The organism is Virgibacillus necropolis (assembly GCF_002224365.1).
Lineage (GTDB): Bacteria > Bacillota > Bacilli > Bacillales > Amphibacillaceae > Virgibacillus_F > Virgibacillus_F necropolis.
In genome coordinates this window covers 694307-710942 of the sequence record NZ_CP022437.1, presented here as the reverse complement: position 1 = coordinate 710942, position 16636 = coordinate 694307, and the positions used below count along the sequence as shown (strand labels likewise).

Here is a 16636-nt window from a genome sequence, read left to right as displayed (position 1 = left end):
TATAACCAATTTGTGAATGAATTATAATCTGAGTAAAAATTGTACATAATGAGGATTGGGGGTGTTTTGATGACACGCTTTACAAAATATGGACTTATTTTTCTTCTCATTTACTTTCCGATAAGACAGTTATTAGCTGAAATTTATCCAGTCACACGATTTGCCGGGGACATAGTGATACTTGCGCTTTTTGCACAAACCGCCATCGAACGAAAAAGATTACTTGTAACTCGCTATCGATTCATACTCTACTTTTTTCTATTCCTTCTGGTAGGGTCTGTATCCGCTTTACTTACGGGTGTGATTCCAATTGCAATATTGATGCAAATTAGGGCCTTTCTTATTCCCGCATTGCTTCTATTTGTTGCCTGCGAAATGCTGATCACAAAAAAAGACATCCAACATTTATTGTGGATATCCTTTTTCATGGGGTGTGCACTTTCGATTCATGGATTAATTGAAAAACTATCACACCGAACCTTACTTGTTCCAGAAACTTGGCAAAGCTGGGAGTTAGCTGCCGTAAACAGTGATCGAATTTATGGGTTGGTTGCTAATCCTAACGTCTTGGCGGTCTATTTAATGATCGTGTTTTTCCTAACGCTTTATTTAAAAAAGCTAGCTGCAAACTACTCCGTATTGTTGAACATAGGACTTGTCCTTTTAGCTGGAACTATTCTATTAACGTATTCAAGAGGAACATTAATAGCGTTTGGTCTTGCCTTACTCATACTTAGTTTAATGAAAAAGAAATGGAATTACCTTGTGCAAACAGCTCTTTTTTTCTCTCTTGCGATCGCATTGGTCTATTTCCCTATTGATCAAATTACCGAAAATACGGGGAAAGAGACATCTGACCGATTTGTCGATATGTTCTCCGAAAAACGCATACAACAAAGTGCTAGCGGTGGACGTGTGTTTGTCGTTAAAAAAGGAGTACAAATATTTATTGACCATCCAGTAGTCGGAACAGGTTTTGGTACATATGGAAGCGCAGCAACAGTGTCGTTTGAGTCGCCCATTTATGATCGTTATGATATTCCGTCTAGTATGTATGCGGACAATCAATATATGCAGATTCTAGTTGAGACAGGAATTATTGGAACACTATTCATGCTGCTATTTATTTACCAACTAGCAAAACGAACACGGCATTCGTATGTATTCTTCTTGATGCTTGTCGGGTTAATTGGTAGTACATTCTATTCCATGCTCGAAGATAAAACATTTACACTCTATTTTTATCTCGCAATTGGATTCGCGCTTAATCAGAGGCGGCTATTTCATGAGTAACATGATAAAAGCATTTAGTATCTTAACGATTTTCTCGATTATCGGAAAATTACTGGGTTTCACACGCGAGGCATTAATCGCAGCCTATTTCGGTACGACCGGCACTGCAGATGCATTCTTTGTAGCATCGATCATCCCAATTGTTTTGTTTACTGCGATTGGTACTTCCATTCAGGCAGGGATTATCCCCATTTATATGAAAGATAAAAATCGTTCGCTTCAGATGGCAAATGAAAAATTACATGTCCTTGGTTCCTTTTTTATCTGGATTGGTATTGGGCTTAGTATGGTCACTTTCTTATTCGCAGAGCTAACCATACAGATTCTAGCGCCAGGGTTTACGCCCGAACAGACGGAACAAGCTATGGTGTTAACGCGTATTTTAGCTCCAAGCCTTTTGCTTTTAACCATAAACGGAATTTCAACAGGACTCCTGCATGCGAACAAACAATTTGTTATCCCAGCACTATCACCAGTAGTTCAGAATAGTGTTATTATCCTTGCCATCATCTTTTTAACTACAGTATATGGAATCGTCGGAGTGGCAGTCGGTGTGCTTGTTGGAACTATCATTCAAACGTTTGTTCAATATCCAGCCTTACATAAAACTGGGTTCAAATTCACATTTCGGATGAGTAAAAATAGTAAACTAATAAAGACTACCTTAGCGCTATTTATCCCAGTCATTCTAGCAGCTATTGTTATGCAATTGAACGATGTCGTTGACCGTATTGTTACGTCCTATTTGGAAACGGGAAGTGTCGCAGCAATTAACTATGCTAACCGACTATTATGGCTTCCACTTAGTATCATGTTGATGCCGATTGTTACTATTTTTTACCCAACGCTTGTGGAAAAAGCTACAGATAATATGGAAGTTTTTCTTAAAATGATGCGCAAAGGTGTTTTCCTAGTTTTTATTTTTGCGATTCCATTTGAATGTGTGATGCTGACTCAAGGCGAAAATTTAGTTGAGATGGCCTACGGGCGTGGTATTTTTGATACACGTGCATTACAGTTAACGTCCCAGGCATTTTTCTTCTTCACTATTGCCCTACCCTTCTTTGCCCTACGCGATTTTTTCTTGAACGCATTATATGCTGTTCATAAATTCCGTGTTGCACTTTATTCCTGTTTAATTGGACTTTGTGTCAATACAGTTTTAAGTATTTATTTAGCATCTTTTATGGACATTGCTGGGGTCGCCCTAGCTACTAGTATTTCTATGGTTGTAACTGTCTCGTTTATGCTACTTAAAATCCGTTCGGTCTATTCCATATCCATTAGACATGGGGCGATCTTGTTCGGAAAACTACTTTCCATATTTGTCGTAATCATGGTTGTTATTCGTCTCCTGGATCCAGTTCTTCAACATACTAACATTTGGAATGAAGTAGTATATACAACGTTGGTTGTTTTTGTTCTATATGCAATCTTGCTTTTTGTATGGAAAGTTCCAGTGTGGAAAAAGTTAAAATCATGATCTACATCTATGATATGATTACTAAAAGATCTTTTAGGAGTGGTTGATAATGGTTTTAAACTTTGCACACCGAGGGTCATTAACAGAGGCACCAGAAAATACATTGCCCGCTTTTCAAAAAGCACTAGATCATGGCACAAAAGCTATCGAATTAGACGTTCAACTTACAAAAGATGACCGACTTGTTATCTGCCATAACCATACGTTTTCCAAATATAATAGAGAAATAAATGGACGTATACGGGATTTCACCATAGATCAAGTAAAACAAGTTGATGTAGGATCTGTATTTTCTGAGGAGTTCAAAGGAGTGGCATTGCCAACACTTGAGGAGGTCCTGGAGATATGCCCTTTGGATGTAAAGCTAAATGTTGAAATTAAAAACATACCAGTTATTTATCCAAGGATTGAGGAAATTTTGTTGGACTGTTTGCGGAAATATGATCGATTAGATAATTTGGTTATTTCATCATTTGACCACGTAGCGCTTGAAAAAGTCCAGCAACTAGCACCTGACGTTGAGCTAGGCATGTTGTTCTACTATCGCATTTTACGTGCATGGGAATACGCCAAGGATAGTGGGCTGAATATTACTAGCATCCATCCGAATAATGTTTATACAGACCGAAAATTTGTAGAGAAATGTAAGGAAAATGGCTTTAACGTATACCCATATACGGTAAACTCTGTTAAGCGTTATGAGGAATTAGTTGATTTTGGCGTGGACGGGGTATTTTCGAATAATCCGGCGGTGTTTGGTGGTTAGAAGTTGAGTGTCGATCAACTTTTCTTTGCAACCGATTGACTTTTTCAACATGTCGATCAACTCCCATTTATTCTTATACACGAAATAAGCGTGGTTGAATATGTTCAACCACGCTTCATTTTTAGCACTTTTGGATAGATCTGAGCAGAAACACCAGGTTTTGCAGGTCTGATATCGATTTCTACAATATCCGGAATATAACTATTTAATTTAAATATGCCTCATGAATCCACGCCAGTTTCCCATCTAAAAACCCGCGATACCAAACATTACTTCCGACTGTTTCTGTCAAATCCACTTTGAATGTTGCCCCTTTATAAGAGGATAGATCGCCGTAAACAACATTTTTAAATCCACCCCAAGCTTTATTATAGGCAGTTCCAGTTCCTTTGACAGTTAGGTATTTTGTTTTACTATCAAGTCCGACATGTTCATGAGTGGATAAATCGTTCGCACGTATCCAGCCTACTACGCCTCTGGTGCTGCTTGGTTCTATGCTGATTAAATAATATAGTTGATCATTTATTGTAGCTTGGTGCTTAATATAATAAACAACATTTGTATACTGCTCTCCAGCTTCTTCATATTTTGCTTTACTTCCAAGTGTGTCGTAGATTCTAACGTCCGCACTTCGAATATGACCTAATTTGCTCGTATTACTTTTTTCTATATCTGTTACATAACTATTGTGTAACCAAACCTGCTTTCCATTTAGCATTCCACGATACCAAATGTTACTTCCTATCTTTTCAGTTAGGTTCACAACAAATCGCATTCCTTTTAATTCAGACATATCATCATAAACCAGATCTTTAGATCCGCCCCATGCCTTACTGAATGCTCCCCCAGTGCCTTTGACATAAAAAATCTTTTGATTACTGTCAACACCAACATGTGTATGTGTCGACATGTCTTCAGCTTTCACCCATCCCACTACGCCATTAACTCGACTTGGTTCTTTACTAATTAGGTAATATAACTGACCATCGAATTTTGCTTGTTGCTTGATATAGTAGACTGCGTTTGTGTACTTTTCTCCGGCTTTTGCATACTTGGAGATGTTAGTAACCGTTTGATAGATTTTGACATCATTACTACGAATGTGGCCAAGTCTACTAATATTACTTTTTTCCAATTTCGTTACATAACTTGAATGCAACCATGCAGTTTTACCATTTAGTGTTCCATTATACCAAGCATTTCCTCCTACACTATCAGCATTGTTTACAGTTAATATCGATCCTTTTAATGAGGATAAGTCGCTATAAACAATGTTCTTTGAACCACCCCAAGGTTTATTGTAAGCCGTTCCCGTACCTTTAATGACAAAAGATGTTGCATGGCTATTTAATTCAATATGATCGTGTGTCGATAAATCATTTGCATTGACCCATCCTATTCCACCACCATTTAAAGTTGGTTCTGTACTGATAAAATAGTAAGTTTCCCCATTTGATTTGGCTTGTTTCTTTATGTAATAGACCTGATTTGTATAAGTCTCTCCAGCCTTACTATATTGACTTGTATTCTGAGGGTCTTGGTAAATGTGTACACTTCTTGAGTTGATATGTCCAAGTTTACTAGATTGCAACTCAATCAGCTTATCATACTTTTCTGTAACAAGTTCCACAAAATTATTCCAATCGTAACCCCACCTTGCAAAGTATCCGTGAGGGTCTACATGATTGGTACCCCCAAGATATTTGCTTACAGCATCATGCGACCATAAAATGCCTTTTCCGTTATTTTCTGCACTGCTTACACCAAGGTTATGCTTAACTAGTAAACTAGCAATATAATTTGAATAATTATTAATAGATTTTACAAATTCATCATAGCTATGCACACGTACTAGTTCAACGTGAATAAACCGTTGATTGGCATAAGGACCTGCACCCCATGCTGCGTATTCTGTTGGATGAATCTCAATAACACGATCATCATCGACAAACGCATGGACGAATGCATTATTATAATTGCGTGACATGTAGGCTATTTCTTGTGTAATCGTAGAGAAATTGTTTGCTGTTTCATGGGCTACTACACCTTCCACCTGTCCTACACCATCACGATAACCGAATTTTGGAAAGTCACTATTATGATTATATTCCGTTGAAACCGGTGATAACTCCAGTGAATCTATTCGTTTATTTACATTTGGATAACTTGAAAAAATACTGTATCTTCTTGTTGACTGACGTTGTTCAACCTTGTCTTCCCCATGACTATCTTCCACTACACCGTCTCTTGAACCGATAGGAACATATTGTAATTCCTTTTCTGATAGTTTACTTATATCTACTCCGTTTACAATTGTTCCTTTTTTAATTCCAAATTCGTTTACTTCTTTTTCTACTGGTTCACTATCTACTTCAGCTTTGTTAGTAGTCTTTTTACCTTCTTCTTTTTGTGAATCATCAGCATATGTATAAAACGGATTGAATGAACTAAAAACCATAAGTGCAACAACCAATATAACCAATCTTCTCATTATTATCCCCCAGAACAATTTTGTAATTTTGCTTATGACTTATATCGTCAAAATTCGCCAATTGGTTAATAAAATATCATAAAATCAGCAAAATTTAATGTTATTTATTAAGTTAAAAAGGGTTTATTTGAAAAAAAAAATAATCCAAGATAACTTGGACTAATTTAAATTGATAAAAGTATACTGTTAGAAGTTCAACGCTCGAGCTCTTTTAAATCACTGTCGTGTATCCATGTTTTCTTTCCGTCCAATTTTCCATAATACCATAAATTTTTTCCAATCATCTGTGTTTTATTTACCTCAAATTCACTGTTTTCAAATGACTCTAGTTCAGTAAAGACATGATTTTTCTTTCCGCCCCATGCACGACTGAACCCAGTCCCTGAACCTTTTATATAAAAAGTCTTGGTATCACTATCAATTTCCACATAAGGATGACTAGACATTTCGGATGCCTTCATCCAGCCAATAACGCCATGAATTGCGCTTGGTCTATTACTTATCAAATAAAATAACTCACCGTTATAAATAGCCTCTTTTTTAATATAATAAACACTGTCCTTATAATCTTCAGAGGACTCTTTTTCTAATTTGTCTTCACCGTAAGAGTAGATAAAAGACTGCCCACCCTTTATGTGGCCAATACGGCTAATAGGTTGTATTACGCAGTTTTCACTCGCTTCGATAGGCTTGTCATTGTCATCATTCATCAATTTATTAAGGGCTTCTTTATCATTTTCTAATGAAGACTTTCTATAAGCATCTCGTTCTTTTTTAGACATTTTTTGCCAACGTTGTAAAAAAGCCTCATATTTTGGCATAACTTCATCCACAGCCCCGTACTCTTTCACCATACCAAACTCTAACCACAGAATTTTTTCACAAAACTTCTTCATTTGACCAATTGAATGACTGACAAAGATCATCGTTTTACCTTGTTGTTTAAACTCATTCATTTTATTCAGGCTTTTCTCAGCGAATGCCTTATCACCTACCGAAAGAGCCTCATCAATGATTAAAATATCCGGGTTAATATTAACAGAAATTGCAAATCCGAGTCTTGACTTCATACCACTTGAATACGATTTAACTGGTTGATCAATAAAATCACCAAGCTCTGAGAACTCAATTATTGCTGGTTCTAACTCCTGAATTTCACTTTTGTTAAATCCGAGCATGAGGCACTTTAACTCAATATTATCCCGACCAGTCAACTCACCTTTAAGACCTGACGCGACAGCAATTAAGGAAACTTGTCCGTTTGTTTCAACACTTCCATTGGTTTCAGGTACAATTCCAGCGACAATGTTAGAAAGTGTGGACTTCCCAGAACCATTGATACCAATAAAACCGATAACGTCCCCCTTCTCCGCCTCAAAACTCACATTTGTCAGTGCAAAGAAATCTTTTCCGTAGCTTTTTGGTGTAATCAAGTCAAATAGTCGTTCTTTCGTTCCATTAAATAATTTGTATTTTTTTGTAATATTACTAGCTATTATCGATTTTTCCATATCATCACAAGCCTTTATAAGTAATCAATAAAGTGTCTTCTAAATTTAACGTGTAGCATTGATCCAAATAAGAATAATACAATTACAACACCCCAAAAGTATAACGAATATTCCCAGTGTGTAATAAAGTGCCATTCCGTTCCAAACAGGGCCGCCCTGTATCCTTCAATCAAATAATACAGTGGATTTAATTTCAATATCTCGGTTATTATTGGTGAGAATTCGTTTAAGATAGTTATTGGCCACAAAACTCCTGATAAATATAATCCCATACGTAAAGTCGAGTTTAAAAACATGTGCACATCTCTAATTATGGTAGAGAGTGTAGATGTTATGAGGGAGATAGAAAATATTAAACAGAAAGCAGCAAAAATAAAATAAATAAATTGTAAGTAGTAGATGTTCATGTAAAATCCAGTGAGTTGAAAAATGATTACAGCTATCAATAGCATAAATATGTGGATATAAAACTTTGAAAAAATAACAAAGTTTGGAATGATGCTCATTGGAAAATTCATTTTAGATAACATCCGTAAGCGACTATAAATCGACTTTGAACCTTGAATTGTTGCCTGATAAAAGAAGATCCATAATATAAATCCACCAAGTAGCCAATTAATAAAAGGCACCTCCATACCAGGAACTATTTCAACTTTATTGTGTTCTCTGAGAGCACCAAAAACAAACCAATATATAAGAATTTGAATGGATGGGTTTATTACCTCCCAGGCCATGCCAAGGTAATTATTTTTATTTTGATTTTTTATTTCATATGCTGAAAGTCTTTTTATTAAATAAAAATGCTTTAATTGTTCTTTCATAACTATTATTGCAGCTTTCATAACGTGTCCTTTCAATTCTATATTATAATATCTCTTAGAATTTATACATTAGTAAATTATACAAGTTACACTTATAAAAGACAATAAATAAAAAAGGCTTATCCCTCAAATTACAGGGATAAGCCCTATGCATTACTTCTTAAACACTTCTTTTACAACTCTTTCGCTAGCATGACCATCTTCTAAATAACAAAACTTTTGATAAAACGCTTCGGTAGTAGTTGAAGGCTTAAACCCATTTTGGTCAACCTCTTTTATAGCAGAAATAACCTCTTCCGTATTTTTCACTAGTGGGCCTGGAGCCTTATCTTCAAAATCAAAGTAGAATCCACGTAAGTTGTCACGATAATCATCAATGTCGTATACAAAGAAAAACATTGGACGTTTCAGGTTGGCATAATCAAAAAATACAGAGGAGTAATCTGTAATTAATAGATCAGCGATTAAGTATAACTCTCTAATATCTTCATGACGTGAGAAGTCAAATACAAATCCTTCAAATCCAGTTAAATCCAAGTTCTCTGCTACTAGATAGTGAAGACGTAAAATAATTACATACTCTTCACCAAATTCTTCCCTTAAGCGTGCTAAATCAAGTTCTAAATTAAATCTATACTTTCCTTTAGCATAAAACTGGTTATCCCTCCACGTCGGTGCATAAAGTATTACCTTCTTGCCTTCTGGAAGTTCAGCTGATTGTTTAATTTGAGTTATCGTTTCCTCATTATTCGAATTCAATAAAAAGTCATTTCTAGGATATCCAGATTCAATCATTTTCTTATTAAATTGAAACGCTCTCTTAAAAATTTCTGACGAATAAGCGTTAGGAGAAACTAAATAATCCCACTTACTAGCTTCTTTTAAGAAATTCTGCTTGTACCTTTCAGTATTCGTACCAGGCATATGAACTTCATCCATGTCAGCAGCAAGTCGCTTTAAAGGTGTTCCATGCCATGTTTGCAAATATTTTGTATGCTTAGGTTTTGGTATCCAAAGCGGTAAACGACTATTAGATACCCAATAACCTGCCCGTGCCATCAACAATAACCATTCTATTGAGAAACGTCGAACATATTTAACATTTTTATCTTCAAAAAACTTCATGTGCCTACGATCGACACTCCAATACATGTCATATGAAAAATTATTTTCTAACAGATATTCATAAATAGCCCTTGGACTATCACTATATTGCTTACCCAAAAAGCTTTCAAACATGATTAACTTTCGTTTGACTGGTAATTTCCCCAATATCACAAAAGCAGTTTTATATAAATCCTTCAATGTATTACTTCTTCTAAACCTTATCCACTTAGATCGTAATTTACGAAACACTTCATTTTTTACATTATACTCTGAGACCTGTAATGAGAGGTATTTGGATTTACGTGTTGGTTTCATTTTAATTTTTATTTTCTTTTTATTATACTTTAGGAAGTTTACCTGAGAAGGATTATTAAGATGATTACAACGAATCCTAGTGCTGCGAATAGATTGCTGGATCCCGTCCTTTTCATATGTTAACTCTAAATAAAACTTAAAATATTTCTTTTGAGCTAATACAATGTGTGAGAAGTAGTCAAATTCACCTTTTAAGCCAGCGTTTTTTAGCTTTTCATTCTTATTATATTTATCAAAAAGATCCTCTCTACCCACTTTTTCAACAGGAATTTCTATTTCGTTATCATCCAAATTATTGGTAATGATCACTTTTAAGTCAATTAGGGTATAGTCATCAGTGAGATATAAAGGAGCATAGGTAAAATGTCCGGAAAAACTCAGCCTGTCATTGGAAAGTTGAACTTCGTCAAACGTGCTAAATAATTGGTAATCATTCATACGAAAAGAAACATTTCCCTTTTTAGTAGTAAAAGGATAAAAAATCTTTTCTATTTCAGTAAATATGATAGTATTGAATCGCAAATTATCATAATTACTTTTTATTCTTACTTTTGATACTGCATCGTCCTTTACCTTGAACATTGATAAATCCCAAATTTCATGTGTGAAGAACTCTTCATTATGTAAATTAAAGGTAAAGTTTAATTCAAATATGGTGTAATCTTCCTCTTTTGATATAATGGAGTAATCAAGTTCTATTATTTCTTCACCGTATCTGTGTGTTAATGCAAAGTAATAGGAATCAAGTTCGCTTATATAATCATTACGAAAAGGAACATGAAGTGTATATGTATTATTTAGTACACTTAAGTCTACTATCTTTTTATTTTTTAATTCGTTTACTGACATGACGAGTGTGGACTCCTCTCAATTGTGTAATAGTACAAGCATATTATATAATACGAGTTTAATCATTTTCAAATCTATATTAGATTGTTTATTTATAGTACACTATTTATCAATGTAACATCAATTTATACATGTAACATATCTTAGACTAAAAAGTGAGGTATTTAAATGAAACCGACAATGTATTTCCTAATGAACTCCATCGAATTAGAAAGGGGCGGTCTAACTAGGGCTTCTTTAAAACAAGCTTCTTTTTTTGCAGAGTTGGGTTATGACACGTATATGCTTACTTTTAATTTTAACCCGAAATACCCTCGAATACGTAAAAAACTTATAGAAATGAATAAAGTACATAAAGATGTAACTATATTAAATATGTATGAGGAACTAGAGGGTAATAGAGAACCCGTATTAAATGATAGACGTTCAAAAAAAGTTTCCATAAAGGATTTGACAGAAGGTAAAGCCTATGACAAAAGAGAAGAATATGATGCATATAGAGTATACGATAACGGTCTTTATACGAAATATATTGCCCTAAATAAAGATGGTTCATTAGAATTTATTGATTACTTTAATGAAAATAGGTATCGAACAAAACGTGATACTTATGATCTATGGGGTAACTTAAAAAAGGTCACCTACATGGATTTTCCATTAAACAAACCACGTCAAATTATTTACTATAATAATAATGGTAAAGCATACTTAACTCAATGGAACAATCCGAAAAACAATAAAGTTCAACGACTTCTGCTTTTTAACCAGGATTCTAGTATCAAGAAAACATTTGTTAATGACGATGTTACACACAAGGTTGACTGGTTAACAGAGGTAATAAATAGAACCGCCAATGATAAGTGTGTCGTAATTTCGGATACTAGGAGTACAGATGAAGTTTTAATTAATTTTGAACATCCTAAAGCAGCTACTATTTGGAGATTACATAGTAGCCATTTGGACGAGCCCTTTGAAGTAGATTCCCCGATTACTAAAGCTGTTAAGGATGGAATAGAAAATGTAGATAAGTTTAACGCAGCAGTATTTCTAACAGAAGAACAAAAACAAGACGTTATCAGAAGAATTGGTAATGAAGCTCCCTACCAAGTGATACCACACTACCACGAAAATAATAATGGTAAATCAATCAAGAAATTAGTTTCTAAAACGAAGAAAAATACGAAACTAGGCGTTGTTGTTAGCAGATTATCCACCCTAAAGAGAATTGATAATATTATTAAGGCATTTCACATTACAGTAGAAAAGGTACCTGACGCACAACTAGAAATTTGGGGAACTGGTGATCAATTCGAAACCCTTGAGAAACTAATTATAGATCTCAAACTAGAAAAGAACGTTTTTATGAAAGGCTATACACATACACCAGATGATATTTATCAAAAGGGAATCTTTTCTGCTTTGACATCTAAAAAGGAAGGGTTTGCCTTATCTGTAATGGAAAGTATGTATAACAAAACGCCCGTCATTAGTTATGACATTAAATACGGGCCAAATGACATGATTGTAAATAACGAGAATGGATTTATTGTTGAAAATGGAAATATTGAGGAACTCTCAGCAAAAATGACTTATATGTTTGAAAACCCACAAAAAACAATTGAAATGGGTAAAAATGCAAATGATTATATCGAGAATCATTTTAGTAAAGATATTTATAAAGAGAAATGGTTAGAGGTTGTTGATTTTGCACTAAAGAATAAGTTTCAATAAGAAAATCAAACTATAAAAAATAAGACAAGCGGACTCCGCTTGTCTTTATTTTTATTTATACACTGGTATATCTAAAATCAACTTATAACCATTTAGTAGACTATATAAATAACTCATTCTTTCCGTTTGTTTATAAGCCCAACGTATATCAGTTGCATACTGGTGACCAAACCTACCATTATTACTTGCAAATAAAGGATCCCAGCGAATTTTATATAATGTATCTTGTCCCTCGCTAACATAGTTTTCTCCTACAAATCTTGCCCCGCCTTTTATAGCTAATTCTGGTGTAAACCATCCCTGTTCATAGGCATAATTTGCTCCGCACAGTAAAGGACAATCATCGTATGCTCCTGTCCCATACATGTTATATACGATTCGCTCACCTTGATCACCGTCAACTTTGACTCCAGTGGCTAATGCTGAAGCACCATTGCCTGTTTCTAATAAAGCGTGTGAAATTAAATATATCTCGTTAACTCCATACGTTCTACTTGCCTCAACAAATGCTTGTGCTTTACCTTCCAGAACACCTTTTCCTATAAGGATTTTTTCATTTACCTCATTCACGTCAATTCCAGCAGTTTGTGATAACTTCAAAAATTGGAGTTTGTCTCTAAAAGTATCCAAGAAATTTGCTGGATTTAAGTAATATCTGAGATCGATTATATCTGGTGTTACCCATCCAGAAGTATACTTGATATTATACCAAGTATATTCATCGGCCCCTATTGAACTGTCTAATATATGATGAGTGGAATTTGCAGCAACTTGTCCACCTCTCGCGTACATTGTGCCAGGTCCCCGCCTTAAATTCCAAACATTATTATTAATTGTACCAACACCATCAGTTATGCTATCAAAGGCGTCTTCACGAATCCATAATTTATACCTTTTATCAGTCTGAGGAGTAGCGGTCATTTGAATATCTACCATTTCATCCAAGGTCATATTATAAAAAGTACTAATATCTATAACCTTCTTCAGAAATGATTCATGGATCCAAACTGTTTTGCCACTCAGTTGACCACGATACCAAATGTTACCTCCTACAGCTTCGGTTAAATCAATAACAAACTCTTTATTCCTATAGTTAGAAAGATCACTATATACTACATTCTTTGATCCTCCCCATGCCTTGTTGTAAGCATTTCCTGTTCCTTCGATAATAAATGTCTTTTGTTGGCTATCAACCCCAGTATGTGAGTAAGTTGATAAATCCTCTGCTTTCACCCAGCCTACTACCCCATTTACTCTACTTGGTTCTAGACTTATTAAATAATAGCTTTGGCTTTTAGTAAAAGCTTGTTCTTTAATGTAATACACTTGATTTGTATACTTTTCTCCTGCTGTTTTATAAGAGGATTCACTTTCTAGGCTGTTGTATATTTTTACCTTTGCGCTTTTAATATGGCCTAATTTGCTCGTATTACTTTTGATATAAGACTTCACATATGCTTCATGTAGCCATATTGTTTTGCCATTCAATTTACCCCGATACCATGTGTTGCTTCCTACAGCCTCTGTTAGGTGAACTGTGAACTCTTCATTTATATATTGTGACATATCTTCATAGACTAAATCTTTTGATCCACCCCATGCTTTGCTGTATGCGCTTCCTGTGCCTTTGATGTAAAAGGTTTTGACATTACTGTTAACACTAGTATGGGAGTAAGTTGAAAGGTCTTCCGCTCTCACCCAACCTATTACTCCATTTGTTCTACTTGGTTCTATACTTATTAAGTAATAAGTTTGTCCATTTGTTACAGCTTGTTCTTTTATATAATATACCTGATTTGTATAGGTTTCTTCCGCAGTTTTGTATGATGAGTTACTATATGGATCAGTGAATATTTTTACATTTGAACTTACAATATGCCCAAGCTTACTTGTATGACTTTGGCTATGTGTTACTACATATGCTTCATGCAACCATATTGTTTTACCGTTTAATTGCCCGCGATACCACGTATTAGTTCCCACTGCCTCTGTTAGGTGAACTGTGAATTTATAATTCGCATACTTAGACATATCTTCATATACTAAATCCTTAGAACCACCCCATGCTTTAGAATAAGCACTTCCAGTACCCTTGATATAAAAAGATTTACTGTCCCTATCAACACCGGTATGTGAATAGGTTGATAAGTCTTTTGCTTTTACCCAGCCTACTACTCCACTTGTTCTACTTGGTTTTAAACTTATTAAGTAATAGGTTTGACCTTCTAAGTTAGCCTGTTCTTTAATATAGTAAACTTGATTCGTATAGGTTTCTCCAGCTGTAAACGATGAAGTCTGTACACCTAAATCCTTATAAATTTGTACACGTTCGCTTTTAATATGACCGAGTTTACTTGTATTGCTTTTTAAAAGAGGCTTAACATACGCTTCATGTAACCATATTGTTTTCCCATTTAATTGACCACGATACCATGTATTAGTTCCCACTGCCTCTGTCAGGTGAACAGTGAATTTATGATTCGCAAACTTAGACATATCTCCATATACTAAATTCTTGGAACCACCCCATGCTTTGTTGTACGCACTTCCTGTTCCCTTGATATAAAAGGTTTTGCTGTCACTATCAACACCAGTATGCGAGTAGGTTGATAAGTCGTCAGCCTTCACCCAGCCTACTACTCCTCTCGTTTTACTTGGCTCTAAACTTATTAGGTAATAAGTTTGACCTTTTATAACAGCTTGCTGCTTAATATAATAAACTTGGTTCGTATATTTTTCTCCTGCTGTTATGTATGGCATATCTGTTAAGTTTTCATATATATTTACACTTTCGCTTTGAATATGACCGAGTCTACTTGTATTACTTTTATTAATATCTGCTACAGAAAATGTGTTAGGCACAGTTAATGTATTGACCGAAGCCTTTTTCTCGGTAGACTTTTCATTTGTTTCATTAGTTGTATCAGATTCCTTCTTTTCTTGAAAAATATTTTCTTGTTCATTTGTTGAACTATCCTTTTCTATAACACTTTCATTTTTTTCTGGGTTTACTTTTTCACTTTCCTGGGTATTATCTAATGTATCCTGGGTATTATCTAATGTATCCTGCGTATTTTCTTTAGGTTCATCTTCTGTTTTTAATGAAGATTGACTTTGACTTTTATCCGCTTCTTTTTCTGAAGTTTGATTGTTTATATCTTTCTCTACACTAGGGGAATTTCCCTCATCTTTCTCTAATCCCTCAGTTGTATTTTTTTCCTTTAATATATCCTTATCTTCTACATTCGTTATCTTTACGTCTGATTCATTCACTTTGCTATCTTTACTATCATTTGCGAAAATCTGACTAGGAATTGATAGAGTGAAAAGCAAAAATGTGATGATTACTATTGCTGTCTTTTTCATTAAATACCTCCGCGCTAAAATTAAAAATAAAAACTACTTTCCAAAGTCCAAGTATCCCTGTGACTACCGCTTTTCTTAGAATCCAGTTTTATGGAACATGTTTCAACAAACCACCACTTTTCAACAAAAAAATAGTATACTATCATAGTATGCAACATATTCTGTCGAAAGTTAATAGATTATGTGAAAAAATTCCAACTCTGATTATTACTACTTTTTAAATATAAAACCTATTAACAAAAAATGCTTGTTTCTATTATATGAGTTTCGTAGTATACTAATTGATAGTAGTATTTGATATTTATATCGTACAAACATGAACATTATGTAGTGTCGTTTACAAATTTCTGCAAAATGTTCTTTTAATAATTTTGTTACTTCAATGTAAACTAAGTGTAGTACTATAATATATAAATCGTATTTATTTCTTGGAGGTTATTTTATGAAAAAGGTAATCACTTATGGAACGTTCGACTTACTCCATACTGGTCATATAAATATATTACGCCGGGCAAAGGAATTTGGGGACTATTTGATTGTGGCAATTTCATCAGACCAATTCAACGCACTCAAAGATAAAAAAGCGTATTACAGTTTTGAACAACGCAAAGCAATTCTAGAAGCAATTAGATATGTCGATGAGGTTATTCCTGAGCACAAATGGGAACAAAAAGTAGAAGATGTTCAAAATAATGATGTTGATGTATTTGTTATGGGAGATGACTGGAAAGGCAAATTTGACTTCTTAAAGGATCATTGCGAAGTTGTCTATTTACCTCGAACAGTTGGAATTTCAACCACTCAAATTAAAAAAGACTTAAATAAAGCGAATAACGGTTAGAGAATTAGCAATCACTTTGTAAAGATTAAGAAAAACATGGGGATGAACAGGTTGTTATTCTG

10 protein-coding genes and 1 pseudogene are annotated in these 16636 nt (G+C 34.5%); 5 read left to right on the top strand and 6 right to left on the bottom strand.

Translation table 11 applies throughout. The features are described from left to right. Positions 1-69: 69 nt before the first annotated feature. From CFK40_RS03465 to CFK40_RS03455, 3 genes are read left to right on the top strand one after another with little or no spacing between them, the layout of a single operon-like run. Entirely contained in the window at positions 70-1293 is a 1224-nt protein-coding gene (locus tag CFK40_RS03465; protein WP_161493816.1) for an O-antigen ligase family protein, read from the top strand. After that, on the top strand, positions 1286-2776 hold the full coding sequence (murJ, locus tag CFK40_RS03460; RefSeq protein WP_089530697.1) for a murein biosynthesis integral membrane protein MurJ: 1491 nt from the start codon (positions 1286-1288) through the stop codon (positions 2774-2776). Before CFK40_RS03465 ends, murJ begins: the two co-directional genes overlap by 8 nt. Before the next feature lie 49 nt (positions 2777-2825). Then, positions 2826-3542, top strand: a complete 717-nt coding sequence (locus CFK40_RS03455; protein WP_089530696.1) for a glycerophosphodiester phosphodiesterase — start codon at positions 2826-2828, stop codon at positions 3540-3542. 205 nt (positions 3543-3747) lie between these two features. On the opposite strand, the gene CFK40_RS03450 is transcribed toward CFK40_RS03455, so the two are convergent. The 5 genes and pseudogenes from CFK40_RS03450 to CFK40_RS03435 all read right to left on the bottom strand — a co-directional run bounded on the left by CFK40_RS03450 (position 3748) and on the right by CFK40_RS03435 (position 10636). After that, positions 3748-6033, bottom strand: coding sequence for a GW dipeptide domain-containing protein (locus CFK40_RS03450; RefSeq protein WP_089530695.1), 2286 nt, complete (start codon positions 6031-6033; stop codon positions 3748-3750). A 194-nt stretch (positions 6034-6227) separates the two neighbouring features. Continuing rightward, positions 6228-6479, bottom strand: a complete 252-nt coding sequence (locus CFK40_RS21750) for a GW dipeptide domain-containing protein (RefSeq protein WP_405196582.1) — start codon at positions 6477-6479, stop codon at positions 6228-6230. 273 nt (positions 6480-6752) lie between these two features. Further along, positions 6753-7544 (bottom strand): annotated as a pseudogene (gene tagH, locus CFK40_RS21745) (teichoic acids export ABC transporter ATP-binding subunit TagH); the annotation flags it as partial. Between the two features lie 14 nt (positions 7545-7558). Further along, positions 7559-8386, bottom strand: coding sequence for an ABC transporter permease (locus CFK40_RS03440; protein ID WP_089530693.1), 828 nt, complete (start codon positions 8384-8386; stop codon positions 7559-7561). Between the two features lie 132 nt (positions 8387-8518). Further along, entirely contained in the window at positions 8519-10636 is a 2118-nt protein-coding gene (locus CFK40_RS03435; protein ID WP_089530692.1) for a CDP-glycerol glycerophosphotransferase family protein, read from the bottom strand. Between the two features lie 168 nt (positions 10637-10804). Between CFK40_RS03435 and CFK40_RS03430 the strand changes: the two genes are divergently transcribed. Next, a complete protein-coding gene (locus CFK40_RS03430) occupies positions 10805-12367 on the top strand; it encodes a glycosyltransferase (protein WP_089530691.1) in 1563 nt (520 codons plus the stop codon). 51 nt (positions 12368-12418) lie between these two features. Here the strand turns inward: CFK40_RS03430 and CFK40_RS03425 are convergent, their stop codons facing one another. Then, positions 12419-15733: a GW dipeptide domain-containing protein gene (locus CFK40_RS03425; RefSeq protein WP_089530690.1), complete on the bottom strand. Its 3315-nt coding sequence runs from the start codon at positions 15731-15733 to the stop codon at positions 12419-12421. A 442-nt stretch (positions 15734-16175) separates the two neighbouring features. Here CFK40_RS03425 and tagD point away from each other — a divergent pair, with 442 nt between their 5' ends. After that, entirely contained in the window at positions 16176-16574 is a 399-nt protein-coding gene (gene tagD / locus CFK40_RS03420; RefSeq protein WP_089530689.1) for a glycerol-3-phosphate cytidylyltransferase, read from the top strand. Positions 16575-16636: the final 62 nt, after the last annotated feature.

Coding starts and splice junctions, on each gene's coding strand:
- CFK40_RS03435 (WP_089530692.1), bottom strand. CDS start 10,636: ATGTCAGTAAACGAATTAAAAAATAAAAAGATAGTAGACTTAAGTGTA.
- CFK40_RS03425 (WP_089530690.1), bottom strand. CDS start 15,733: ATGAAAAAGACAGCAATAGTAATCATCACATTTTTGCTTTTCACTCTA.
- tagD (WP_089530689.1), top strand. CDS start 16,176: ATGAAAAAGGTAATCACTTATGGAACGTTCGACTTACTCCATACTGGT.
- CFK40_RS03430 (WP_089530691.1), top strand. CDS start 10,805: ATGAAACCGACAATGTATTTCCTAATGAACTCCATCGAATTAGAAAGG.
- CFK40_RS03440 (WP_089530693.1), bottom strand. CDS start 8,386: ATGAAAGCTGCAATAATAGTTATGAAAGAACAATTAAAGCATTTTTAT.
- CFK40_RS03455 (WP_089530696.1), top strand. CDS start 2,826: ATGGTTTTAAACTTTGCACACCGAGGGTCATTAACAGAGGCACCAGAA.
- CFK40_RS21750 (WP_405196582.1), bottom strand. CDS start 6,479: ATGTCTAGTCATCCTTATGTGGAAATTGATAGTGATACCAAGACTTTT.
- murJ (WP_089530697.1), top strand. CDS start 1,286: ATGAGTAACATGATAAAAGCATTTAGTATCTTAACGATTTTCTCGATT.
- CFK40_RS03465 (WP_161493816.1), top strand. CDS start 70: ATGACACGCTTTACAAAATATGGACTTATTTTTCTTCTCATTTACTTT.
- CFK40_RS03450 (WP_089530695.1), bottom strand. CDS start 6,033: ATGAGAAGATTGGTTATATTGGTTGTTGCACTTATGGTTTTTAGTTCA.